The organism is Nonomuraea sp. IBHARD001 (genome assembly GCF_056106265.1).
The window spans coordinates 1-22,139 of record NZ_JBWBBW010000001.1; the positions used below are offsets into that span (position 1 = coordinate 1).

General features: G+C 70.2%; 18 protein-coding genes. 11 read left to right on the plus strand and 7 right to left on the minus strand.

From position 1 onward, the window contains the following. Positions 1 to 894, plus strand: an 894-nt coding sequence (locus tag ACTWNK_RS00005; protein ID WP_474301388.1) for a ParA family protein, incomplete at its 5' end; no start/stop codon positions are given. Between the two features lie 579 nt (positions 895 to 1,473). Here the strand turns inward: ACTWNK_RS00005 and ACTWNK_RS00010 are convergent. The 7 genes from ACTWNK_RS00010 to ACTWNK_RS00040 form a co-directional block, all read right to left on the minus strand. Continuing rightward, a complete protein-coding gene (locus ACTWNK_RS00010; RefSeq protein ID WP_474301389.1) occupies positions 1,474 to 3,111 on the minus strand; it encodes a hypothetical protein in 1,638 nt (545 codons plus the stop codon). Positions 3,112 to 4,326: 1,215 nt separating this feature from the next. Next, positions 4,327 to 4,734, minus strand: coding sequence for a DUF6009 family protein (locus ACTWNK_RS00015; protein WP_474301390.1), 408 nt, complete (start codon positions 4,732 to 4,734; stop codon positions 4,327 to 4,329). Beyond that, positions 4,731 to 6,242 (minus strand): DNA primase family protein, encoded by a 1,512-nt coding sequence (locus ACTWNK_RS00020; RefSeq protein WP_474301391.1) that lies wholly within the window; start codon positions 6,240 to 6,242, stop codon positions 4,731 to 4,733. Before ACTWNK_RS00020 ends, ACTWNK_RS00015 begins: the two co-directional genes overlap by 4 nt. After that, positions 6,239 to 7,480 (minus strand): bifunctional DNA primase/polymerase, encoded by a 1,242-nt coding sequence (locus ACTWNK_RS00025; protein ID WP_474301392.1) that lies wholly within the window; start codon positions 7,478 to 7,480, stop codon positions 6,239 to 6,241. The genes ACTWNK_RS00020 and ACTWNK_RS00025 overlap by 4 nt, the downstream gene beginning before the upstream one ends. A 1,269-nt stretch (positions 7,481 to 8,749) precedes the next feature. Continuing rightward, positions 8,750 to 9,364, minus strand: a complete 615-nt coding sequence (locus tag ACTWNK_RS00030; RefSeq protein ID WP_474301393.1) for a DUF6000 family protein — start codon at positions 9,362 to 9,364, stop codon at positions 8,750 to 8,752. A 349-nt stretch (positions 9,365 to 9,713) separates the two neighbouring features. After that, positions 9,714 to 10,451, minus strand: a complete 738-nt coding sequence (locus tag ACTWNK_RS00035; protein WP_474301394.1) for a hypothetical protein — start codon at positions 10,449 to 10,451, stop codon at positions 9,714 to 9,716. A 119-nt stretch (positions 10,452 to 10,570) separates the two neighbouring features. Next, positions 10,571 to 11,542 (minus strand): lytic transglycosylase domain-containing protein, encoded by a 972-nt coding sequence (locus ACTWNK_RS00040; protein ID WP_474301395.1) that lies wholly within the window; start codon positions 11,540 to 11,542, stop codon positions 10,571 to 10,573. 110 nt (positions 11,543 to 11,652) lie between these two features. On the opposite strand from ACTWNK_RS00040, the gene ACTWNK_RS00045 reads away from it, so the two are divergent. The 10 genes from ACTWNK_RS00045 (at position 11,653) to ACTWNK_RS00090 (ending at position 22,061) form a co-directional block, all read left to right on the plus strand. After that, positions 11,653 to 12,105 (plus strand): hypothetical protein, encoded by a 453-nt coding sequence (locus tag ACTWNK_RS00045; protein ID WP_474301396.1) that lies wholly within the window; start codon positions 11,653 to 11,655, stop codon positions 12,103 to 12,105. Beyond that, positions 12,102 to 12,449 (plus strand): hypothetical protein, encoded by a 348-nt coding sequence (locus ACTWNK_RS00050; protein ID WP_474301397.1) that lies wholly within the window; start codon positions 12,102 to 12,104, stop codon positions 12,447 to 12,449. The genes ACTWNK_RS00045 and ACTWNK_RS00050 overlap by 4 nt, the downstream gene beginning before the upstream one ends. Before the next feature lie 3 nt (positions 12,450 to 12,452). Further along, complete coding sequence (locus tag ACTWNK_RS00055) at positions 12,453 to 13,259, plus strand: hypothetical protein (RefSeq protein WP_474301398.1); 807 nt, start codon at positions 12,453 to 12,455, stop codon at positions 13,257 to 13,259. Positions 13,260 to 13,315: 56 nt separating this feature from the next. Continuing rightward, positions 13,316 to 14,881, plus strand: a complete 1,566-nt coding sequence (locus ACTWNK_RS00060) for a hypothetical protein (RefSeq protein WP_474301399.1) — start codon at positions 13,316 to 13,318, stop codon at positions 14,879 to 14,881. 9 nt (positions 14,882 to 14,890) lie between these two features. Then, positions 14,891 to 16,333 (plus strand): SCO6880 family protein, encoded by a 1,443-nt coding sequence (locus tag ACTWNK_RS00065; protein ID WP_474301400.1) that lies wholly within the window; start codon positions 14,891 to 14,893, stop codon positions 16,331 to 16,333. A 612-nt stretch (positions 16,334 to 16,945) separates the two neighbouring features. Then, entirely contained in the window at positions 16,946 to 18,424 is a 1,479-nt protein-coding gene (locus ACTWNK_RS00070; RefSeq protein ID WP_474301401.1) for an ATP-binding protein, read from the plus strand. Beyond that, positions 18,387 to 20,267 carry a type IV secretory system conjugative DNA transfer family protein gene (locus ACTWNK_RS00075; RefSeq protein WP_474301402.1) on the plus strand — a complete coding sequence of 627 codons (1,881 nt, stop codon included), beginning with the start codon at positions 18,387 to 18,389 and terminating at the stop codon, positions 20,265 to 20,267. The genes ACTWNK_RS00070 and ACTWNK_RS00075 overlap by 38 nt, the downstream gene beginning before the upstream one ends. A gap of 9 nt (positions 20,268 to 20,276) precedes the next feature. Continuing rightward, complete coding sequence (locus ACTWNK_RS00080) at positions 20,277 to 20,786, plus strand: DUF4913 domain-containing protein (RefSeq protein ID WP_474301403.1); 510 nt, start codon at positions 20,277 to 20,279, stop codon at positions 20,784 to 20,786. 22 nt (positions 20,787 to 20,808) lie between these two features. Then, the gene (locus ACTWNK_RS00085; protein ID WP_474301404.1) at positions 20,809 to 21,555 is read left to right on the plus strand and encodes a hypothetical protein; all 747 of its coding nucleotides are present in this window, start codon (positions 20,809 to 20,811) and stop codon (positions 21,553 to 21,555) included. Between the two features lie 62 nt (positions 21,556 to 21,617). Beyond that, complete coding sequence (locus ACTWNK_RS00090) at positions 21,618 to 22,061, plus strand: helix-turn-helix domain-containing protein (protein WP_474301405.1); 444 nt, start codon at positions 21,618 to 21,620, stop codon at positions 22,059 to 22,061. Positions 22,062 to 22,139 lie beyond the last annotated feature (78 nt).

Sequence of the window (22,139 nt, forward strand, 5' to 3'; positions counted from 1 at the left end):
GTGACCTCCACCCTGCCCGCCCCTCGCCGACCTCGTTACGCCCCCCATCTGCCGCCTGTCCTGGCCGGCCTGAACCGGGCGGGTTCGGTCGGTAAGACAACGTTCGGCCACACGTTGTGCACCAACCTCGCTCTTCGCGGCTACAAGGTGCTGGCTGTCGACGGCGACCTGCAGTCGGACATGTCGTACTGGTACGGCTACGACGGCGACCTGGTTCCTGCGGGGGTGGCCACGATCCACGATGTCATGCTCGGGCAGGCCAAGCTCGCCGAGGCTGTCGTGCCTGGCCGCACCCGCATTGGCCCTGGCGACGACGATGACGCCTTCCGTGTCATCGACGGGCTGAGCCTGGTGCGTGGAAGCAACAAGATGAGCCAGGCCGACAGCGAGCTCACCATGGATGCCCGCGGCGTGTTCTGGCTTCAGCTTGCTCTGAAGAATCAGGTTCAGGAGGGGGAGTACGACCTCGTCTACATCGACTGCCCGGCCTCGTTGGGGCGGCTGTCGGTCTCGCTTCTGCTGGCTGCGACGGACGTGGTGGTCTGTCTCAAGCCCACACGTAAGGAGTTGCGTGGCGCTGCCGCGCTGGCGGTGAACATTGACGAGATCCGGACGGAGTACGACGACTTCGGTGCCTCGGCGCAGCCGTCGTACTACCTGATGAATGAGGCCAAGTCGCACGCCGGTCAGGGGGCTGTCTATCTGGAGTACCAGGAAGAGGCCACGCAGATGTTCCAGGAGAAGCTGTTGCCGTTCGTGGGCTCGAGCGTCCGGATTCCGGAGGCGTACGGAGCGCAGGAGCCGCTGGCGATCTGGGACCCGAAGGCCCCGCTGGTCGGCATCATCGACGGGGTGCTGGACAGCCTTGGTTATCCCGACAAGGGTGCCGTCTAAGGGCTGCAGCACGTTCAGGCTCAGCGCAGGCGCGGGGGAGCGGTGCCGACGGGGCCGCAACACGACCTGCATGCGAAGGGGTGCCGTTTCTGTCAGAAACGGCGCCCCTTCGCATGTCTCTGGAGGGTTCTCCGCTGGGGTCGCACACCTCACCGAAACCTGCCGCCGACTGGCCTTGAGGTGGCCCCCTCCGGCCGCACGCCACCGTGTCTCGTCGCCTGACTTCCTCGAAGAGGCACGGTGGCGATGTCCGCGGGCGAGGGTCAGCAGGAAGGGCGAGGCGCGCCTGCGGAGCCGTCACACGCTCCCGCCCTCACGTCAGCACACGTGTGGGTGGATCTCTGGCGCTGCTCAGGCTTCTGTCCGGTGCCGCTGTCGGCGACCCTAGCGGCCGGGATCTCTCTGGCCTGATCTCAGGCTGAGGCTCACACCTGATCATGCAGCCACGATGGTCTCCCTGCGACGTCGCAGGGGTTGCCCATCTGGCCCCGACCGCAGCCGGCACGGCGAGTACCGAGGGGTCGCCGGGCTGTTCTCCTCTGAGGCGATGTCTGCGACAGCGGCTGAGGAGAACGCTGGTCACCGCGCCTGGCTGGGCGCCGCTGTGGGGGAGGGGGCGCTGGAGGTGCGCGGAAGGAAGAGGTGCACCGTGGAGGCGATCTCAGCGATCATGCTGATGTCGTCGGCGACACTGCGCTCTGTTTGCCCCGGGTTGTAGGTGACCGACAGCGCCTCACGTTCGCCGCGGCTGCGCAGGGCGGACCAGATGGTGTTGCTGCGGGCGCCCACATCAGCCAGCCGCCAGGTGCGACCGCCGAACGTCTGTTTCCACGTCCACATGACGACATGATCTGCACCCGACTGCAGCGGAGCGTTGATGCGTTCGCGGACGAACCGTGTGGCGTCGGTGGGGGAGACCTGCTGAGAGGTTGCGGAGTGGGCCAGGTTGATCTCCCGGCTTCCCACCGACAGGTTCGGCTGCCGCCTCTTCCATTCCCGTGACCGAAGGCGTTGCCAATGATGGGCGATGGCCTCGGCCGGTTTGATCTTGTGCGTGGCGTATTGGCGCGTGAACAAGCCGGTGGTGATGTTGACGGCGTCGACAGCACCTGTCAGCACGTAGCGTTCGACGTTGGCGAGGCTGAGCAGGGGGTAGGCCTGTCGCATACTGCGGGTGCACGCTGTGCTGGTCCCGCAGCCAAGCTCGGGGATGATGACGTCGACGGCGAGCTTGCGGCTGGCGGGGAGAGCGGCTCGCAGCGCGTGCGACGTTTCGGTGACGAACCGGCGCACCTGGGCGCTGCTGCTGAATCCAGTGAGTGCCAGGTCGTAGGCGAACTTCACTCCGACGACGCCAGGACGTCCTGCTGGCTTCGCGAGTTCCGCTACCGCGTCACGCAGGTGTGCCGGGCCGCCCTTCCAGGCGGCGACCAGGTCGGTCTCCAGCCAGATGTCGAGGCCCAGGGCGTTGGCCTGCTTCAGCGCTTGTTCCGCAGCGCTCAGGGCGGGAGCGGAAGGAGTGAGGGGCAGGGTCGGCGACGGAGTGGCCGGGGGCGGAGCCGAAGGTGTGCTGGAGGGCGGCGTCAGCTTGGGCGCTTCAGGAGGGAGTTGCATCGTGAGCTCTGCTGGGGTTGCAAGCGTCGGCGACGTCGGCTGTGAGGTGTCCGCTGATGGCGGGAGGTCGTGCTGCCCGAGAGGGGCGGCAGTCGGCGAGGGGGGTGTGTCGGCGCAGGCGTGGCCTGCGGTGGGGGTCGGCTGGCAGATGCCGAGGGGAGAATCCACCGATCGACCGGTGGGCTCAACGCAGTGATACCGGCGATCGGTGAGCGTCCACACGCACACGAGCTGCTGGCCGCACCCGTGGACGGGCGTGGCGCTGACGGTGGGGGTAACGCTCGTGAGGAGGCCGACTGCCGCGTCCAGGCAGACGTACTGCGGTGGGTGGAGCACGTCCTGCCATGAGGGGGCGGTCATGGTTGCGGGCTGACGCTGAACCGGGGCTGGGGTGCCCGTGGGTGAAGGTGGCGCGGGGCCGGTGTTCAGCGTGTTGAGGCATTGTTCGTACGGCAGGGTGTTCGGGGTATCCCAGAGTGCGCACACCTCTTCGTTGCCGAGTGTGTGATGGGGATCGGCTGCGGCCAGTTCGGCCACGCTGATGGCTGCCAGTCCGGTGCAGACGGCAACGACAAGTGCTCGAGCCGTACGTCGCAGGTGCATGCGTGCTCCTGGTGAAACGGGGCCGGGGGGCCTGACCTGGGGGCGCCAGCTCGGCTGCTACAGGCTGATGTGTCTGCAGGCCGGGCTGCTTCTACGTCAGTGCCATGACAGGGCGAGGGGCAGCTCTGCGCTGCCGACTGCAGCGGGCGAGACCGGCAGGGGCTGCAGCCGCAGGCACTGTTCAGGCAATGGCAGGTGTGTGCGCAGCCGGTGGGGCGTGAAGAACCGGGCAAGCGCGCCTGGAAGGTGGGGGAGAGGTGGGGGTGAGCGGGCCCAGTGCGAGGAGTGGGGGAGTGGGCCATGTCCTGGGTGCTAGAGCCGCCCGCGCAGCAGGGGTGGCCGTAGAGGAGCGCCTGTGCTGGATGGCGGAAGGGCGTTGGTGGGGGAGGTCGGGGTGGGGGAGGAAGCACGGTGGTTCGGGACAGAGCGCAGGAAGGAGGGCTCACCGTGGAGAGGTGGCGATACGCGGCAGGTGACTGCTGCCAGGCGGAGGCTGGGTCTGGGGTGGCTGAGACCAGAGCCGTCGCCCCGGGGGGTCTGCTCGCACCGTGGGGAGCACCGAGGGGTTGAGGGCCGCGCTCGAACTGGCGACCAGCCAGCCGCGACAGGAGAAGCTGGCGTGGGGGGGGGAGGGCTTACGAGCACGCTTGTCCTGTCACTGACAGGACGGCTCCGAGCTGGGAGCGGGGAAGGGGAGAATTCGCCAAAGGCACCTCTCACTCTGCTTGTTGATAATGGTTGACCTTCTAGTCAATATTCTCCAAATCTAGCGAGCGGGTTGCGCACGCAGCCATCCGTAGCCTCATCCTGCCGAGCACTGTGTCTGATTTGTGACCGGAATCGGACAGCGGGGGAGAGGGAGGCCTCCACAGCCTGTCAAGGGCGCTTCAGGGCCCACATGGGCCGTGGAGGCTGCGGCGACAGCGGCCGACGTGCAGGCTACGGCGAGCTGTCCACGATGAGGTGGCCCGGTGCGCGTCTCGGGATTATCGGGCCAGGAAGCCTGTAAGGCGGCCGGGATGAGAGGAGAACCCAGGCCCGCAGCATTCACGCCTCCTGGCGGCCTCTGCCACGCCTTTCGCAGCTGCTGAGCACCCCTGCTTCTCCGTCCGGGCCCTCGAAGCAGGAGAGGCCACCGAAAGGTGAAGCCTCTCCTGCGGCAGGGGCACGGCGAGTGAGCCGTCACCTCATCCCGCCTCGCACCTGTCCTTGGGCTCAGCCCTTGGGCAGGGTGATCCCAAGCTCGATCATGGCCTTCGACGCCGGGCCGCCCTCGGACCGCTCGGTCTTGTAGCCTGCGGCCCGGGCAGCGAGCGTGCGCGGATCCACTGCCTCCAACGGCGCACCCGAGGCGTAGGTGCCATGCGGGGCCTCGTCCCGGTCGTTGGGCGCAAGCCAGAAAACCCTGCGAAGGAAGGTGCCGGAAACGGGGGAGTGGGACTTGGCCTGAGGGTCCAGGCGGGCATAGCCGACCATCCGGCCGGGGCGGTGGAAGGCAGGCCTTCCCCTGCGGGTGGGGAGCCGGTCCATGTTCTGGCGCACGTAGTCCAGTGGGGTGATGTCTTCGAGCCAGACGATGTCGCTTTCGTGCGCAAGGTCGGCTGGGTCGATCAGCGCGCTCACTGGGGACGCTCCTCGGCGTTGGGATCGTTGACCAGGCCGATTCCGGGATAGTACTTGCGACTGTTGGAGGTGGCCATCTGTTTGGGGGAGGTCAGGCCTAGAGTGTCACGGATTCGGGCGGCGAAAGCACGCGCCGATACCAGTGAGCTGCCCTCGGCGCTGCACCACTTGGAGTAGGTGGCATACAGCAGTCCCTGCTCGACTCTGCTACCGGAGTGAATCGTGCAGCATTCGTCGATGAAACGGCCGATACCGTCCTCGGTTTCGGCGTAGGCGTCGGTGGCCACGCGGACGCGCTGGGGGCCGTCCAGGTTCTTGTCGCCGGCCAGGTAACGCTGGGCGCCCTCGATCAGCCAGGCGAGAATGCCCTGCCCCTCTTCTTGCACGAGCACGCGGGCCAGGTTGTCGATCGTCCGCTCGGGGGGCACGACACGGGTGAAGGGGATCAGGCGGATTCTCCTCCAGAACGCGAAACCCCCGGTGCTCACCTCGGGGCGGTGGTTGCCCAGCAGGAACAGGTGGTGGGTGGCGTCGAAGCTGAAGAAGTCCTGCCGCATCCGCCTGGCTTTGATCTTGTCGCCGCCGGTGAGTAGCTTGACTCGGGCCTCGTCGAACTTGTCTCCGGGTTTGAGCTCGGAACACACCAGGATGCGTCGGCCGTGCAGCTCGGCCAGGTCGGTGGGGTGGCCTTCGAATGTTCTGGCCATCAGAAATCCTGGCGGGGCGGCGTCAGCGTAGTCTCCCAAGAGTTGCAGCATGACTTCCAGCAGCACTGACTTGCCGTTTTTTCCCTGGCCGTAAAGAAACGGCAGTACCTGTCCGCCGACGTCGCCGGTGATGCTGTAGCCGAGCAGCAGATGCACAAAACGGATCATCTCCTGGCCTTCGGCGTCGGCGCCGAACAGGTCCTCCAGGAACCGTCCCCAGCGGGGCAACGGCATAACCCTCGGCGACAACGTCGTGGAGCGCGAGTGCAGGTGCTTACTGGGGTCGGGAGCGGTGATCAGCCCGGTACGGAGATTGACCACCCCGGCGGGGGTGCACAGGGCATACGGGTCGCCATCCAGGTCTGCGGCGTCCAGCACCATGCCGGGGGCCGTCTTGGCCTGCAGCAGCAAGGCGTGCATACCGGAGGTGGACAGCGCCCGGCGCCGGTGGTGGCGCAGGTCTGCTGAGGTGTAGGTGCCGCTGGGGTCGGACTGGGCCAGTTGTTCGGCCATTTCCCCAGCCGCCCACATGTGGGTGTCGGCGTGGTCGTAGGCCCAGCGGTGATCCGCCCACCGGTACCAGCCCAGCCCTGGCACGTACTTGAAGTCGCCGCCGTACATCTGCACGAACAGTTTGGCGTTGCCGCGATCTGAGAGTGAGTCGGGCAGCAGGCCGAAGCGGGTGACGCTCTCCTTCGACGCCCGCGGGGCGGGGGTCATGATGTCATCGGGGACGTTGGTCAGCTGAAGCATCTGCTGGGCGACTGCGACCGGGTCGAATCTGCCTTCGGCGTGATTCATCGCCGCCGCCTCTCGGGGTGAAGCGGGCTGCGCGCGCCTGCGCCCAGGCCGCTCGCGATGATCTGTGTGCAGCGGCGTTCCTGTCCGGGGCGGGCAGCCAGGGCTGCTTCGGTGAGCAGGGCCTCGGCTCGGGCTTGGCTCAGGTAGCCTGCGGCGACCAGTCCTCCGGCGGTGTAGGCGGCCCGGTTGAGTTTGGCACTGAAACCGGCTCCTTCGGAGACGCTCCCGCAGGCGATGACCTCGCTCAGCACGGTGTCCAGGACGCGGGTGGCCGTATCCCGCCCGCCACCGGCGGCGATGACGGCCTGACGGGCTCGGGCCGGTGGGCCCGGCCGTGATGCCTGGGGCGGGGAAGGGTCTGGCAGGTGGCCGGTGCGGGCCAGTTCGACCGCCAGCCACACCGGCAGTCGCGCCACCTTGCGGCACGTTCCCACCGGGGTGTAGGTGCCGTCGCTGGTGGTGGTCCCCGGGGCGATGATGTAGCCGCCGTGCGCGCGGACGTCGACTTGCCAGGCGAGTGCGCGGCGGACGCCCGAGCCGGTCGAGCAGGAGAAGTGGTGGGCCGGATCAGCCTGGTACCAGATGTGCAGGCCACCCGAAGGGGTTTGCACACGCAATGTGGTGGCGTCGTGTGCGGGGTCAGGGGCTGATCGCAGTGCCGCCAGCAGGGCGAGGGTGTGGTAGCCGTTGGTCAGGCCGGTGAGGTTGACGTCGGGGTGGATGGTGATCCCGGGCAGGATCTGCTCGCGTGGGGGGACCTGCTTGCTGTGGGCGTCGATGTCGATGACGACCAGGCCTGCCGGGCCGCATGCCACACCGACGCCCATGGCGGGGGCACCTGCCCACCAGGCATCGATCCGGGCCGGATCGGTGGTGGCAGCGTAGAAGCCATGGCACCAGCGCCCCTGCGGCAGGCAGGGGCATTGCTGCGGGCGGTGGTCGTCGTCCTGGCAGGCTGAGCAGTTGCGTGCGGGATTTTTGCGTCTTGGGGCCAGGGGGTGGACCGGCCATCCTTGCGCTGCGCACCAGTGCGCGCGTTCAAGCGGTGTGATGGCGCTCGGGTCCGCCGAGGGTGGGGCAGGGGCCACGGCATTCCTCCCGCGTGCGGCTCGACAAGCCGCCAGGCGTCGCCGTTCTGAGGCTCGTTTCTTCAGTCGCTGCGCGAAAGCCCTGCTCAGGCCGCGTGTTGGCGGTGGCGGAGCGACTGAAGCGACTGAACTTTGGAACATAGTCAACATAGGCTAGCGGACGTGTGACGCAAGTGGCGGGATTGCGACAGCATGGCGAGTGACTCGCTGTCAGGGGAAGAGCGATACGTCGGCAAAAGCCATGCTGCGCGCCGGGTTCCCTGTCCGGCAGGTGCGCCAAAGCGTGAGCGGGGCGGGGATCTCCGCGTGAGAAGAAAAGCTGGCGAACCCAGGGGTGTTGTGCGCGGCTGAGCTCGCCTGGTCGGCGCGCTGATCACCCCGAAGGGGCGTCAGCAGCGCTGCTCATTGGCCAGGCTGCGGCTGCGAGTGCCTGGGGGAGCGACTGTAGCCGCGTTTGGCGATGGGGCCAGGAGCGGGCGAAGGCGGCGTTCGTCAGCCCCAGCGACCGAACAGGGGAGGAGGCACGCGGGCGATCGTTTCAGTCGCTGGTTTCAGTCGCTGGCAAAAGCCCAGCTCAGCGTCATGTTCCTCACCGTCTAGCGACTGAAGCGACTCAAGATTCCTCTTATGACGCGCACGCACGCACGCGGGAATGTCGTCATGACTTCGAACGTGAGTCGCTTCAGTCGCTGACTGGACGGCATCATGCCGCTGACCTGCAGTTTCTCTCCTCAGGGGAGGGAGCGACTGAGAGGGAGATCGGTCGCTGCCGAGCCAGGGGCCAGTCTCTGCGCAGCCTGCGCTTATCGCCACCTTCAGTCGCTGGTGCCGGTGGTGGCCCTGTCGCCTGTTGCCGATCCCTCGTTGCCTTGATCACTGCCCGCACGGTGAGGTCGCGGGAGTATGACTGGTGGCCCGGTATGAGGGATCGTAGGGCCGCTGTTCTCCCGGGGCTGTCGACAGGTGAGCGAGCAGGGCGACCAGTTCTCCGGTAGTGGCCTCACAAGCGCCCCTGGGTACGGCTTTGGTACTCGATGCGTCAGCGGACAGATCCCCGAAGGCAGGACGGAGCCGCCTGCTACGTCCCCTCGGCCTCACGAGATGCTGTCGGCAGGGAAGCGAGAACGTCGACAGCATCGCAGTGGTGGCGATGCCGCCCGTCGCTGGCTAGGGGTAGGAAGGTGCGGTGTTGTTCGGCAGATAGTTCCGGGCGCTCCGATGCCAGGCGGCACCATGAGGGGTCCTTGGTGGGCGCACCGGCCGCGTAGCCGCCGGCCACGGGTGGCCGAGACGCAGGCGGACGGGAGGTAGCAACGGGGAGGACCAGCGCTCAGGCCGGTGGTTGCTTCCGCAACCTGATCAGCTGTTTCCTGCCGGGCGTGCGTTCGGTCTCGACCGTACTGCGGAGTCGGAAATCGCTCAGGGGCGTTTCCCGCGTGTTGGTGCATAAGGAGGCCGATCCGGTTTCTTACCGTCGGCGAGGCGGCACAGCTGGGAGATGAGCCATCTCCGCTCGTCGAGACTGATGCCTTTGCCGTGGGCCCATGTCTGCCACAGGCCGCCCGGCTCGAGAAACCGCTGAGCTTTGCCGCTGCCCAGTTGGGCGTCCAGGTGCACGAGCGTGGCTAGCGCAGTGCCTTGTTCGTAGGTGCTTTCGAGGCGAGGCAGCCACCTGTCGAGATAGGCGACCAGCCAGTCAGCGTCGGAGGCCGCCCCGAAGCGGGCCAGAGCAAGGCAGTAGCCAGTCTCGGCGTCAGAGCCCTCACTGTCGAGGAGCAGGTGGCCGATCCGATCGCGCAGTTCGCTTCGGTGCCCGACTCCCGCCAGCCATGCTGCGGTGAGCTGCTCTCGCCAGCCGCTGGCCAACAGTGTCTCCAGCTCCTGAAGCGTGATGCGGGCGGCGGCGCGGCGCAGCCTCCACTGAAACCAGCGTTGCCGCCATCTGGGCACAGTCAGCGACTCTCCCATGAGCAGGAGATACAGCGGGCGCACATACTTCCTGGTGAGAGGGTACTTGTACGGCTCGTCGGTCATGGTGACCCTGTGTTCCCTGCGGGCCAATGTAGCGAGACTTTCGGCACTCTACCCAGCATGCGGGTTGGCCGCCGAAGAATGCAGTCCGGCAAGGCCTGGCGTGCACCCTGTTTGCGATCGAGTGCGGTTTGTCCGCCTGGGCGCCGGAGCACGGTAGACACGGCTGCATACCACACTCGGTGCGTGCGCCGCGACCTTCGGGCGCCTACCGCGTCACGTGGCTGCCGCGTACGAGAACGCACGGACAGCATCACCTGGCCCTGTCTTGCTCGTGCGGGCTTTCGGCTGATCGGCACGGCCTGCGCCTCGCTGCCCGTAACAGCATGTGAGGCGGCATGGGGCCGGGGGCTCAGGTGAGCGGCGCTGGTGGCGGTTCCTGCGGGCCGGGGGGCAGCGGCTCGTCGTGTTCGGTGTGCGGCGGTGGGGGAGCGGTGCTCGGCCCTGGTGGCTCGGCAGAGTGCTCGCGTGGACTGCTGCGGGGGGTGCGGGTGGCCGGTGCCGAGGTGGTGTCGGGACGGGCGGTGATGCGCGGTGTTCTGCCTGGCTTGGGCTGGGGTGTCTTCGCCGTTTCGGAGGCGACGGTGGTGGGCGTGAAGAGGGAGGCGGGGGTGCTCACCGGCTGCGATGGTGGGGCGGGCAGGGGTGGGGCGGGCTGTGGTGTCGCTGGTGCAGCGGGGTGTCGGGCGGGGGCAGCGCTGGGGCGGAGGTCATCACCGTGATCGCTGGTCATCGACCACACTCCCGCCAGCAGGACGGCGGCTGCCGCCGCAATGCCCGCCATGACGGCGAGTGGAGCCCTGCCGCGTCGGCGGCCGAGGTCGAAGTCGTCCCAGGGATCTTCGTCGTCGTCGGTCCAGAACTGCTGGGGTCGTATGGGTGTGTCGAAGTAGCCGGGGTCGCTGGCGTCCTCGTCCCCGATGCCGTGGTGTCCGGTGCTCTTGCTGGCGGCAGGGGGTGGCGCGTCGGATGCCGGGCTGGGCGCGCTCGCCTGCCCGGAGGGGGAGGGGGTGTGCTGTCGTGACAGGCGGTCGAGCGCGGCAGGTCCTGTCAGAGGTGGTCCGTCGGTGCGTTCCTGATCGTCGCGCATGCCGGGTGAGCATAGGAACGTACCGACATCGACGCAACACAAACTTCCCGCATCCGTTGTCAATGAGCGAGTCAGGATGACGGGGTGCTGTGGAAGGGCTGACCGCAGCCGCGTCCTTTTCACTGCATCGAGATGTGCACGTGGTTCCAGTGGTTGTCGTTGAGCGATCCGCGGTCGGGCATCGGCCGCCACCCCTCAGCGGCCCTGCCGGAATTCCAGATGCGCTGCCGCCAGATGATGTACAGCACGCCCAGCTGCTCGGCGTGGCCCTGAGCCCAGGCGGCGATCGCATCCCCGCGCGCCAGTTCTCCCGGCGAGGGCATGCGCCCGTGCGCCGACAGCATGAAGTCACAGGCACGCCCCTGGGGGTGCTGGCCGCCGTCGTTGGTGGCGCGGTAGCAGCCGATGCCGTGGGGCACGTCGAACTGTTGCCTGATCAGGTCCCGGATGCGGCGGGTGCGGGGGGTGAGCCGGTCGCGGCCTTCCTGCCGTTGCGGGCTCAGGTGCTGAGGCTGCGCGCTGGCCGGTGCGGCGGCTTGCCGATAGCTTTCGGCGATGCTCAGTACGTTCTCGACGTAGCGCCGGGAGGGGTTGTAGGCGTGCAGGGCTGCGCGCGGGGCGGTGACCGCGCCGGATGCGCACAGGTAGGCGACCGCGCCGTGGATGGCGTCGGCGGGGTTGTGGACGTCGGCCCAGCCGTCGTGGTCGCCGTCGGCGCCGTAGCCGTTGAACGCTGGTGTCGTCTTGAGCCGGGCGGCGCCACCCCAGGTAGAGATCAGAAACTGCATCGGGCCTGCGGCTCCGGCCGCATTGGTGCCGCTGGAGACCCCGGGCAGGGGGGACCTGCCGTGATCGGATTCGATCTTGCCGACGGCTGCCGGTAGTGACCAGTGCAGACCGGGGCAGGTACGGCTGGCGCTGAGGTAGAGGCGCAACATAGGGGGCGGGATGTCGCCGACCTCGGCGGGGATCTGCTCGACCGAGTGGGCGTCGCTTTCGGCGGCGACGCCGTCGAAGGCGAACAGCACGGCTAAGGGGAGCAGGGGCGCGCTGGCTGTCAGCGCCAGGCCCAGCAGCACCGCATTTCGCATCTGACGCTTTCCTCGCCGACATGCCATCAAAGTTTGTCAAGTTCTGGTAAACATGAGAGTCAAGTTCCTAATGTGACGGATGCGTGCAATCGAAGGCAAGGTGTCGAAAGGTGCGGCGGGGAGAGAACGCAGCGGCGTGGACGCTGATCGGCGCCCACGGCGGCGCGGGCACCAGCACGGTCGTCGACCTGCTCAACCATCAGCTCCCCAGCCCGGCCGCCTTCGAGTTCGACGGCAGCGCCCCTGCCGAAGCCGAGGCGGCGGTGGTGAGCCGAGCGACCGCCGAGGGCGCCGCACACGCCGCCCGGATGATCACGGACTGGCCGCAGGCACACTCCCGGCCCGCGCTGATCATCGTGGCCGACGCCCCGTTTCCTGCGCCCCGCCTGGCCCGCTACCGGCTGCGCGCGGTCAGCGGCCAGGCCCGCCTGGTCGTGCATGTGCCCTACCTGTTCGCTTTCCGCCAGCTCGACCGGTGCAGCGCCCTGGAGTGCGGGGGCCGCGTCGTCCGCATCGCCCGCCTCTTGCAGCGAACCCTTCTGGCGAAGGAAGGAGAGCCATGAGCGTCGTCGTGTCGCATCTGCTCAGCGCAGGTGCCGAGCAACTCCTCATCGCGACTCCGGCCCCGGCCCCCAGCGGAGGCTTCCAGCTTCCCGACACCGCGCCTGCCGCCCCGCCGGCCTTGGTGGGCTACTTCACCACTTTCCTTGGTGCGATCAAGTGGCTCGCCGGTGCGGTGGCGGTGCTGTCCTTGGGCGTGATCGCCATCAAGATGACCCTCGGCAAGTCCAATCGCCATCACCTGGCCGCCGACGGTGCCGCTTCGGTGCCGTGGGTGTTCGTGGGTCTGGTGTTGGCCATGTCGGCGGTGTCGGTGGTGGGTTTCGTCATCCCGGGCGGGGGTTGAGCGATGGCCTCTGCGCAGGAGTTGGACGCGCTGGCGCGCCGTCGCAGGCGCGGCGCCCTGCTCGGCGCGCTGACGGTGGCGTTGATCGTGACGGCCGCTGCCGTCGGGTGGGGCGCGCGCGAGCGTGCGCCGCGGCCGCCTGCCGCTTCGGTGCTCAGTAGCCCCGCCACCGCTGCGCCCACCACCGCTACCACCGCTGCGGCCATCCCCTCGGCTGCCGACGCCGGACCATCGCCGTATGTGGCTCCTGCCCGGTGGGCGCAGTTGCCCGAGGCGGCCGCGACGCTGAGGGGGCGCTACCCGGTGCGTTTCCCGCACACCGCAGCCGGTGCCGCGGCAGCCGCCGCGGCCTTGTATCAGTCGGCGTGGACGATGCGCGAGAGGGTGGCGAGCACCGCGGTGCAGGTCTACATCAGCCCGGCCGACCGCAAGGCCACCCGCGCCGAAGCGCTGCAGGCGCTGGCCTGGTTTCGCGCCCGCATCGAAGGCCCGGGCGCTGCGGCCCCGGCGCCGGAGGCGAGCATTGTGCTCCAGCCCACGGGGGTGCGCTGGAGTGTCGTCGACGCCGACAACGTGCTGGTGAACCTCAACATGCGGGTCGACCTGCTGGCGGGCCGGCAGCAGCCGGTGATCAACTCCTCGGCGGCGGTGGTGGTGCACATGCGCTGGCATCGTGACGTGCGTGCCGGGGACTGGCTGGCGGTGCGCACCCCCGCCCGGCAGATGCCCGCGCTGCGCTACGCCGAACTCGGCACTGTCGCCTTCAACGCGCTGGGCTGGTCGGCCATCGGCCCGGCGCGTGCCCCGTGAGGGGGCGCGCGCCGGGCGGCGCGGGCTGGGCCTGCCGCGTCCGGTGGACGATCGCCGTGGTGGTGCTGGCCGGGCTCGTCGGGCAGCCGTCCGCCTTCGCGGTCGCGGCCACCCCCTCGCCGCTGCCTTCTGGCGTGGTGAGCGCCGCGCCGTCGCCCGCGCCGCCTCGCCCCTCGGATGACGGGCGCGGGGCGGGCGCGGAGTGTGAGCCCGACAGCGCCCAGATTCTGCTGCCTCAGTGCGTGCTGCAGTACGCCGGCAGGCGGGCGGCCGAGGTGGGCGGCGCAGCGTTGGACAAGGCGCTGCTCACCCCGCTGACGGCCATGGTGATCGCGGCGGTGGAGTCGCTGCTGGGGGTGTTCTTGCGCATGTGGCTGAGCGCGGGCAGCTTCGACCTGGAGCAGCAGGGCGCCATCGGCCTGTATGGGATGACGCTGTCGATCGGGTTGATGATCGCGGTGGTGCTGCTGGTCTGGCAGGCGATCCGCGCCATGGTCCAGGGCAAAGGCCTGCCGATCATGGAGGCCATGCGGGGGATGATCATCACCGGGCTGGTCTCCTTGTGCGGCATCGCGGTGACCGGTGGGGTGATGCGGGCCTCCGACGCGGTGTCGGAGTGGATTTTGGGTGACCTGGCCCGCAACGGGCTGATCAATGAGGAGATCACCGCGATGCTCGCCTCCAGCGGACTTCCGGCCTGGCTCACCTTGCAGATCGCGGTGCTGCTGGTCCTGGTGCTGATCATCCAGGTCCTCGTGTTGTGGCTGCGCGATGCCACGGTGCCGATTCTGGCGCTGCTGCTGCCGATCGCCGCCGCGGGCAGCATCGGCACCAACGCCACCCGCGCCTGGTTGCCCAACCTCATCACCGCCATCTTGACGGTCGGCGCCTACCAACCGGCGGTGTCGTTGATCATGGTGGCGGCGCTGGCGCAGTATCGCGACTCCAGCGAGGTCTCCGGCTTGCTGTATGCACTGATCATGTTTGTGCTGGCGGTCATCGCGATGCCCGCCCTGATGAAGATCTTCGCTCCGCTCGGGGTGGCGGCTGCGGGCGCGGGCGCAGGCTCGCTGCTCAGCCAGGCCGCCTGGATGGCCGCCTCACGCTGGGGCTCAGGCGGTGGCGGGCAGGGGCCGCAAGCAGACGACGACGGCGGCGCGGGCGCACAGCCCACCTCGGCGCTGCAGCAGGAGCAGCGGATGGAATCCGGCGCGCCATCGGAACAGGGCGGCGGCGCGGCCGCGGGCACCTCACCTGCCGCTGTTGTCGACGCGTCCGCTCCTGCGGGCGCTGTCGAGGGGGCCGGGGCCGCGCCGACCAGCGGCGGCGCCCCGCAGGCGATGTCGGCGGGGCCCGCTGGCGGCGCCGCAGCGCCCGCAAGCGCCAGCGGGGCCGGCGCCGGCGCCGCAGGAGGCGCGGCTGCGGCCGCCGGGCCCGTCGGCGCCGCAGCAGGCGCCGCCCTGCAAGGCGTTGAGCATCTGGGTCAGGCCGCTGCCGGGCAGGTCGCCGCCGCGCCTCAGGCCGGTGAGTCCCTCACGCAGCCACCGGCGGGCCGCACGGACGGCGACGGCGACGGCGGCGAGGCAGGCGAGGGCTCCATCGTTGACAGGAACTACGGGTGAGGACGGGCGATGACTGAGGCGAAGGCGGATCTGCGCACCTACGGCGGGTGGCGGCGTTCGCGCAGCCTGGGCTTGGCCTCGATGGACACCCGGCAGACGATCATGTTGCTGTCGGGGGTGCTGGTCCCGCTGGCGGCCGGGCTCGTGTTCGGCGTTCGCCTGGCGCTGCTGACGGCCCCTGCCGGGTTGGTGGCGGTGCTGGCGGCGCTGACCCGCCGCGAGGGCGTCCTGGTGGTGGACAGTGTGCTGGCGTGGGCGCGCTGGCGCTGGGCCGAGTGGTGCACCCACACCGTCGTCGTCAACCAGATGATCACCCCCATGCCGCAGCGCTGGGATCTGCCCGGCGTGCTGGCCGCCACCCGGCTGCTGGAGGTCGAAGATCCGGGCCGACAGGGGCGGGTCGGCGTGATCTGGAATCAGCGCAGCGGGCACATGACGGCCACCGTGCTGCTGTCACCGGCCGGTGCGCTGCTGGCCGATCCCGCCACCGTCGACCGGCAGGTCGCCGCGTGGGGGCAGTTGCTGGCCACGCTGGCCGACGACGTCATCATCCGGCACGCGGCCGTCACCATCGAGCTGGTGCCAGAGCCCGGCAACCGGCTCGCCGATCACGTCCAGGGGCGGCTGTCGGCGCAGGCGCCGGAGCTGGCCCGCACGGTGATGGGCGAGCTGGTGGCGATGGCTCCGCGGGTGTCGGCGCAGGTGCGCGCCCGCCTGTCGCTGACGTGCGATGCGTCGCTGGGCGCACGCTCGGCCCGTGCGCTGCCTGCTGCGGTTGCCGAGGTGCTGCGCAGCCTGGGCGGGTTGTCGGTGGCGGCCGCCGGAGCGGAGGTGGTGCACCGCGCCAGCGCCACCGATCTGATCCGCATCGTGCGCAGCGCCTACGACCCGGACTCCGACCGTGTCTCCGACGGCTGGCAGGCGCTGCGGTGGGCTGATGCCCGCCCCGAGCACGCCCGCGAGCGCTACGACCATTACCTGCACGAGGGTTTTTGCTCACAATCGTGGGTGCTGCTGGAGGCGCCTCGCCAGCGGGTCGCCCACGACGTGCTGCTCAGCCTGCTCAGCCCGGGCTCCTACCGGCGCCGGGTCACGCTCACCTACCGGACGTTGCCCCGCGATGTGGCCGGGGCTCTGCTCGAGCAGGAGGTCAACGCCGCGGCTGTCCGGCAGGAGTACACCAGGCGCACCCGCCGCGATCCCAGCGCCCGGGATCGGGCCGATGCCAGCCGTGCCGCCCGGGCTGCGATCGAAGAGGCGCATGGCGCGGGGCTGGTGCAGTGGAGCGTGTATGTGAGCGTGACCGCCAGCCGGGCCGAACTCGCGCGAGCACGACGCGAGGTCGAGCAGGCCGCCGGGCACGCTCGCCTGAAGTTGCGGCTGGCCTACGGCGGTCAGGCGGCGGCTTTCGCCGCGGGCCTGCCGTGCGGCCTCTACCCCGGCGACGCGTGAACGACCCCACTTCCTTCTCAATCACAGCGCATGGAGGTATGAGGTGACGGCAACACCGCAGGAGGCAGGCGGGACTCGGCATCGGCTGGGGCGTGCCCGGGGCGCAGAGCCGGTCCGGCGTGCCGGGCCGGCGCGCCGGGCGATCGGCCGGCGCGCTGCGGGCGGCGCCGGGCGCAGCCTGTCGTCCGATCTGCTGCTGATGGTCTCGGGCCGCCCGCCTGCTGCTGCGGCCGACGCGGGCGGGGCGCGCCGACAGTCGCTGTGGCCGTCACGTGATCAGCGGCTCAGGCAGGTGGCCGCAGGCGCCAGCCTCGTGCCCGCACCGGCGAAGGGTCGCCCCGGCTTCGCCCGCCACCTGCTCTGCGGCCGCGCCGCGCCCGTGGAGGGCGCATCGCCGCGATGGGCGGCCGCGCCGGGGTACGCATCGCATCCTGGGCGCGGGCGGCGGCTGTCAAGGGCACCGGCCGGGGCCTCCCGGCGAAGGCACCTCATGCTTGCGGGCGCCCGGCTCCTGCGCACGCCGACGGGAGCGTGCGGTGCCCACCGCCAACCGCCGTATCTCCGGCCTCCTGCCGGGCCCCACCCCTCATGCCGCTGCGATGCGGAGTGCACATGAGGGCTGAGCAGCGAGAGGTGCACCGCCCCCGCACGGCCGACGACCCCGTCCTCGACCCGCGCCGGGTGGCCCCTCGCCGCGGCTGGCCGCGCGGCCGCGCCGCCCACGTCGAAGCCGGCTCCCTCTACCTCGGCACCACCGTCCAGGTCGGCGGGCTGTTCCCCTTCGTGCAAGCCGGATCCCTCCCGGCCGAAGGGGTGCCGATCGGGCCCGACCTGCTGGCCCACGAACTTGTCTGCCTCGACCCGCCCGGATGGGTGGGCCGCCTGAGCACCAACCCGTCGGTGTGGGTGCAGGGCCAGCCCGGCGCCGGTAAGAGCGCGATCGCCAAACGCCTGTGCCTCGGCTTGGTCGCCTACGGCTACACCCTGCTGGTGCCCGGCGACGTCAAAGGGGAGTACGCCGCCCTGGTGCGCGCGCTCGGCGGCCAGGTGGTGCGCATCGGGCGGGGCTTGGACACCATCAACCCGCTGGATGCGGGGCCGCTCGGCCGCCACCTGCCCGCTCTGGCACCAGATGAGCGGGAGCGGGTGCTCGCCGAGATCAACGGCCGCCGGGCGGAGCTGCTGTATGCGCTGCTGGCCACCCCGCACGCGCTGACGCGCCGCCCCGACGCGCAGGAGGCCACCGCGATCAACACCGCCGTGCGGATCGCCGCCGCCGCCCAGCGCGCCGGGCAGGACCCCGTCATCGCCGATGTGATCGCCGTGTTGCGCGCCGGTCCGCAGCCGTTGCGCGAGCGGTTGATCGCCGACGACGAGCGCACCTACCTGTCGGCGGTGCGGCCCGTGATCGCCGCCTTGGAGAACCTGTGCGACGGCCCTTTGTCCGGGCTGTTCGACCGGGCGACGAGCTCGCCGCTGGATGTGTCGCAGCCAGCGCTGGCCGTCGACCTGTCCCCGATCCTTTCGGCCGGTGACCAGGTGGTGGCCGCAGGGCTGCTGGCCACCTGGGCCTACTCCTACACCTCCATAGACACCGCGCGCGCGTTCGGGTTGTGTGATCGGCAGGTGGTGCTGCCGTTGGATGAGCTGTGGCGGGTGCTGCGCGCCGGGCCGGGCATGGTCGCCGCGATGGACGCCATCACCCGGCTGAACCGCTCCAAGGGCGAGATCAGCATGATGATCACTCATTCGCTGCAGGACCTGGAAGCGCTGCCCACCGAGGAGGACCGGGCCAAGGCCCGCGGGCTGATGGAGCGCTGCGACACCCTGATCCTGGCGGCGATGCCGGCCGGTGAACTGGCCCGGATCTCGGCGCGCAAACCGCTGACCGGTCCGGAGATGGCACTGGTGGCTTCCTGGGCCTCACCCCGCGCCGGCGGCCTGGACAGCGCCGCAGCCTCACATCCGGGCCGCGGCAAGTACCTCATCAAGATCGGGCAGCGCCTGGGCATCCCGGTCCGGATGCACCTGACCGCAGCCGAACGGCAGCTGTATGACACCGACGCGGCCATGCGGGGGCGGCGCCCGTGAGCGCGGCAGCGGCCCCGCCCCGCGCAGGCGCGCCCCGGCGGCGACGGCAGGCGGCGCGGGCCTGGCGGCGGCGATGAACGACGACCGGCACGGCAGTGACCCGGCCGAGGCCGTGCCGTGGCTGATCCTCGCCTGCATCGCCGCAGCCCTGGTGCTGGTCGCGCTGATCTGGCTGGGCGGCAGCCTGGGAGCGCTGGTCTCCGGCGCGACCTGGCAGCCGCCGCCGTTCGACCTGACGCTGCCGGTCCGACTGGCCGGCGGCGCCGAACGCCTCTGGCCGGGTGCCTCACCTGCGGCCGTGTGGGCGGGTATCGCCGTCACCGTCGGCGCCGCGGCCGCGCTGGCGCTGCCCGCCTTCACCCTCGCCTCCCGGTGGTTGTCGCCCACCCCGGGCATGGCCGGGCTGCGTGACCTGCGCGCTTTCACACCTGCTGGCGTGGGCAAGGCCGCACGCCGGTTGCGCCCCTCGCTCGGTGACGCCAAGAAGATCCATCCCGATCAGGCTGGCATGCTGCTCGGCGAGCATGACGGGGTGGAGTTGCGCGGCTCCTGGGAGGATGTCTACCTGGCGCTGATGGCCCCCCGTTCGGGCAAGACCAGCGCGCTGGTGGCCCCCATGGCCATCCGCGCCCCGGGGGCGGTTTTGATCACCAGCCGGAAGGTCGACGCCTACACCACCACGTTCGCGCCGCGCCGCTGCCGCGGCCGGCTGTGGGTGTTCGACCCCCAGCAGATCGGCCACTTTGCGCAGGACTGGTGGTGGGACCTGCTGGCCGAGGCCGCCACCGTCGAGGGCGCGCGGCGCCTGGCCGGTCACTTCATCTCCTGTGGTTTCTCAGCCAGCGACCGCGGCAACTACTGGTCGCTGGCGGCGGCGAACCTGCTGTGCTCGCTGTTTCACGCCGCCGCCGCCAGCGGCGCCACCATCCACGACGTGCTGGAGTGGCTGGCCAACGCCGCCGACCCCGCCCCGATCGAAGCGCTGCGCAAGGTCGGCGCCGTCGGCCTGGCCAGCCAGTTGCAGTCCACCAGCAGGCTGCCGGCCGAAACCCGCGGCGGCGTCTACGACACCGCCGCCCAGACGGTGGCCTGCCTGCTGGACCCGGTCATCAACACCTGGATCACCCCCGCCCGCGACAAACCCCAGTTCCACCTCGAGGCGTTCATCGCCAGCAGCGACACCTTGTATCTGTTCAGCAAGAAGGGCCGCGGCGGTGCGGCGCCGTTGGTGGCCGCCTTCGCCGACGCCGCCATGCAGGCGGGCGTCGCGGTGGCTGAGCAGTCCGGCGGCCGTAACGACCCACCCCTGGTGACGATCTTGGACGAGGCCGCCAACATCGCCCCCATCGAAGATCTCCCCGACCTGTATTCCTTCCTGGGCTCGCTCGGCATCCCCGTGGTGACCATCTTGCAGAGCTACCAGCAGGGGGCACGGGTGTGGGGGCAGGCCGGCATGGACGCGCTCTGGAGCGCCGCCACCGTCAAAATCCTCGGCGCCGGGCTGGACGACGCCGACTTCGCCGACAAGGTGTCCCGTCTCATCGGCGAGCATCACGTCAGGCAAACCAGCGTCTCGCACAGCCGCCAGGGCCGCAGCGTCAGCCATGCGCGCCGCAAAGAACGCATCTACAGCGCCGCCGACGTGCGCGCGCTGCCCAAGGGCAGCGCGCTGTTGCTGCTGACCGGCCTTCGCGCGACCGTGCTGCGGCTGCGGCCGTGGATGAGCGAGCCGTATGCTGAGCGGCTGCGCCAGGCCGCCCAGCGCGCCGAACACGGCGTCACCGATCGTGCCCGGCGCAAACACGCCGGGCACGGCTCCTCTTCGCCCCCGCCCACCCCGTGAGGTAGCCTCATGCCCCCTGCAGAGGGTGGCTCGCCGCCACCTGACAGCTCTGTCGCCGCTGCGCCTGCCCCGCCTCCTGCCGGGCAGAACCCGTCGGCGGGCCAGGACGACGGCGCCGCCCCGAGTTTCATCCTGCGCCTGGCCGACTACGAGTTCGAGCAGGAGCTCGGCCTGCTGCGCCAGTGGGTGCACGACCTGCTTGTGCCCACCTACATTCGCGAACCCAGCCCCACCGCCCCCTGGTGCCTGCACTGGTGGGAGCACGAGGAGGCGCTGGCGCGCCTGCACGCCCTGTGGCTGGCCTGGCAGGAGCTGACCGACCCCCGCGCGGGCGGCTGGAGCGGGCCCAGCACCTGGCATCGCGACCACCTGGATCCGGCGCTGCGCGAGCTGCGCTCCCACGACGGCCCGCTGTGGCGGTGCATGAGCAGGGCCGACAAGGACAACCACCGCCCTGACCCGCTGCTGGACGCGGCCGGCTCCGCCCTCGCCCCGTCTTCGCAGCTTGCCGCCACCTGACCGGTCCGAAGGAGGACCGCACATGCACGTGCTCACCTCACCCGATGAGGCGCTGGCCGGCGCCCAAAGCGACCTTCACGCCACCTTCGCGGATCTGCTTGCCGAGGATGCGCAGGTCGACTTCACCGAGATCGGCCTCGGTTTCGCCCTGCTGAAGCAGGACATCGGCATGGAGCTGACGTTCGACAACAAGATCGACCTCATGCTGGGCGAGTTTCGATACGGCCTGCCCAGCACCGAACTCGGCGCCGTGTGGACGCTGGTGCCCGACGTCGCCGTGGCGGTGGCCGAACTCGGCGAGCACGCCGAGATCCTCCGCGAGCAGCCGCAGTGGAAGATCATCGAAAACACTTTTCAGGCCGCACGCTCACTCGGCGTCGCCATCGAGCAGGCACTCGGCCCGCACCGGGAGCAGGTGCTGGCGCACCCCCGCACCCAAGGGGCGCTCGCGACCGTCGCCGCAGTGGCCGCCCACCGGATCGCCGCAGCGGCCACCGCGCTGGGCAAGGTGCTCAGAGGCTCTGCCGCCACCATGCCAGCCAGAGCGCGTCAGGCGGCGAACTGGCTGGAGCGTGTGGCGGCCACATCAGCCTCCCGGTTGAGCGGCGTTGCTCAGCCGTCGTCGCGGCGCCGCGCTGCGGCAGCCACGCTCACCTCCAGCACCGGCAGCAGACTTCGCAAAGCCGCGCCTCGAAAGCCTGCTGCTGAGCGGCGCCCGCCGGTGCAACGGGCCCGCAAGCCGATGCCGGATGAGCGGCCGTGGCTGTAGCCCCGATCGGCTGGCCGTCGCACGCGCCCTGCACCCGGCGACGCGGGAGGTGAGGCGGGCGTATGTCCTATGTCGAAAGCGTGGGCGAGCGTGTCAAGAGGCTGCGCCGACGGTGCGCGCTGTCGCAGGCGCGGCTGGCGGCCGCAGTGGGCCTGTCCGGCTCCTACATCAGCTTCATCGAGGCCGGCGCCCGCACTCCTTCCCCGGCGGTGCTGCACCGCATGGCCGCCTTCTTCGACGTCGATCCGGTGTTTCTGCGCTACGGCGATCAGGTGCAGCAGGCGTTGCACGCCGTGCTGGAGCGCCGGGGCGAGCAGCACCGTTACGCCGCCCAGGTGGTTGATCTGGTCTTCGCCCAATGCGAGCCCGGGGACGTGGTGGCGTGTGAGGCGCATCGGTTGCTGGTTCAGGGCAAGGAGATCACCACGCTGACGATCATCAAGCAGGCGGGTGCGGAGCTGGGCGCGTCGGCGCGAGCACAGGCGGCTGCGCGCTCACCCGCGTGAGGGGAAGGCCAGGCGCATGGGCTCACGCTGAAGGGGGCTGTGCCCGGGGCGTGCGCGACAACTACCGATGGGAGGGCA

Bases quoted from the DNA above. Each gene is read 5' to 3' on its own strand.
- ACTWNK_RS00010 (WP_474301389.1), bottom strand. From the start codon at position 3,111: ATGCACCTGCGACGTACGGCTCGAGCACTTGTCGTTGCCGTCTGCACC.
- ACTWNK_RS00020 (WP_474301391.1), bottom strand. From the start codon at position 6,242: ATGAATCACGCCGAAGGCAGATTCGACCCGGTCGCAGTCGCCCAGCAG.
- ACTWNK_RS00025 (WP_474301392.1), bottom strand. From the start codon at position 7,480: ATGTTGACTATGTTCCAAAGTTCAGTCGCTTCAGTCGCTCCGCCACCG.
- ACTWNK_RS00030 (WP_474301393.1), bottom strand. From the start codon at position 9,364: ATGACCGACGAGCCGTACAAGTACCCTCTCACCAGGAAGTATGTGCGC.
- ACTWNK_RS00035 (WP_474301394.1), bottom strand. From the start codon at position 10,451: ATGCGCGACGATCAGGAACGCACCGACGGACCACCTCTGACAGGACCT.
- ACTWNK_RS00040 (WP_474301395.1), bottom strand. From the start codon at position 11,542: ATGCGAAATGCGGTGCTGCTGGGCCTGGCGCTGACAGCCAGCGCGCCC.
- ACTWNK_RS00050 (WP_474301397.1), top strand. From the start codon at position 12,102: ATGAGCGTCGTCGTGTCGCATCTGCTCAGCGCAGGTGCCGAGCAACTC.
- ACTWNK_RS00055 (WP_474301398.1), top strand. From the start codon at position 12,453: ATGGCCTCTGCGCAGGAGTTGGACGCGCTGGCGCGCCGTCGCAGGCGC.
- ACTWNK_RS00065 (WP_474301400.1), top strand. From the start codon at position 14,891: ATGACTGAGGCGAAGGCGGATCTGCGCACCTACGGCGGGTGGCGGCGT.
- ACTWNK_RS00070 (WP_474301401.1), top strand. From the start codon at position 16,946: ATGAGGGCTGAGCAGCGAGAGGTGCACCGCCCCCGCACGGCCGACGAC.
- ACTWNK_RS00075 (WP_474301402.1), top strand. From the start codon at position 18,387: ATGACACCGACGCGGCCATGCGGGGGCGGCGCCCGTGAGCGCGGCAGC.
- ACTWNK_RS00080 (WP_474301403.1), top strand. From the start codon at position 20,277: ATGCCCCCTGCAGAGGGTGGCTCGCCGCCACCTGACAGCTCTGTCGCC.
- ACTWNK_RS00085 (WP_474301404.1), top strand. From the start codon at position 20,809: ATGCACGTGCTCACCTCACCCGATGAGGCGCTGGCCGGCGCCCAAAGC.
- ACTWNK_RS00090 (WP_474301405.1), top strand. From the start codon at position 21,618: ATGTCCTATGTCGAAAGCGTGGGCGAGCGTGTCAAGAGGCTGCGCCGA.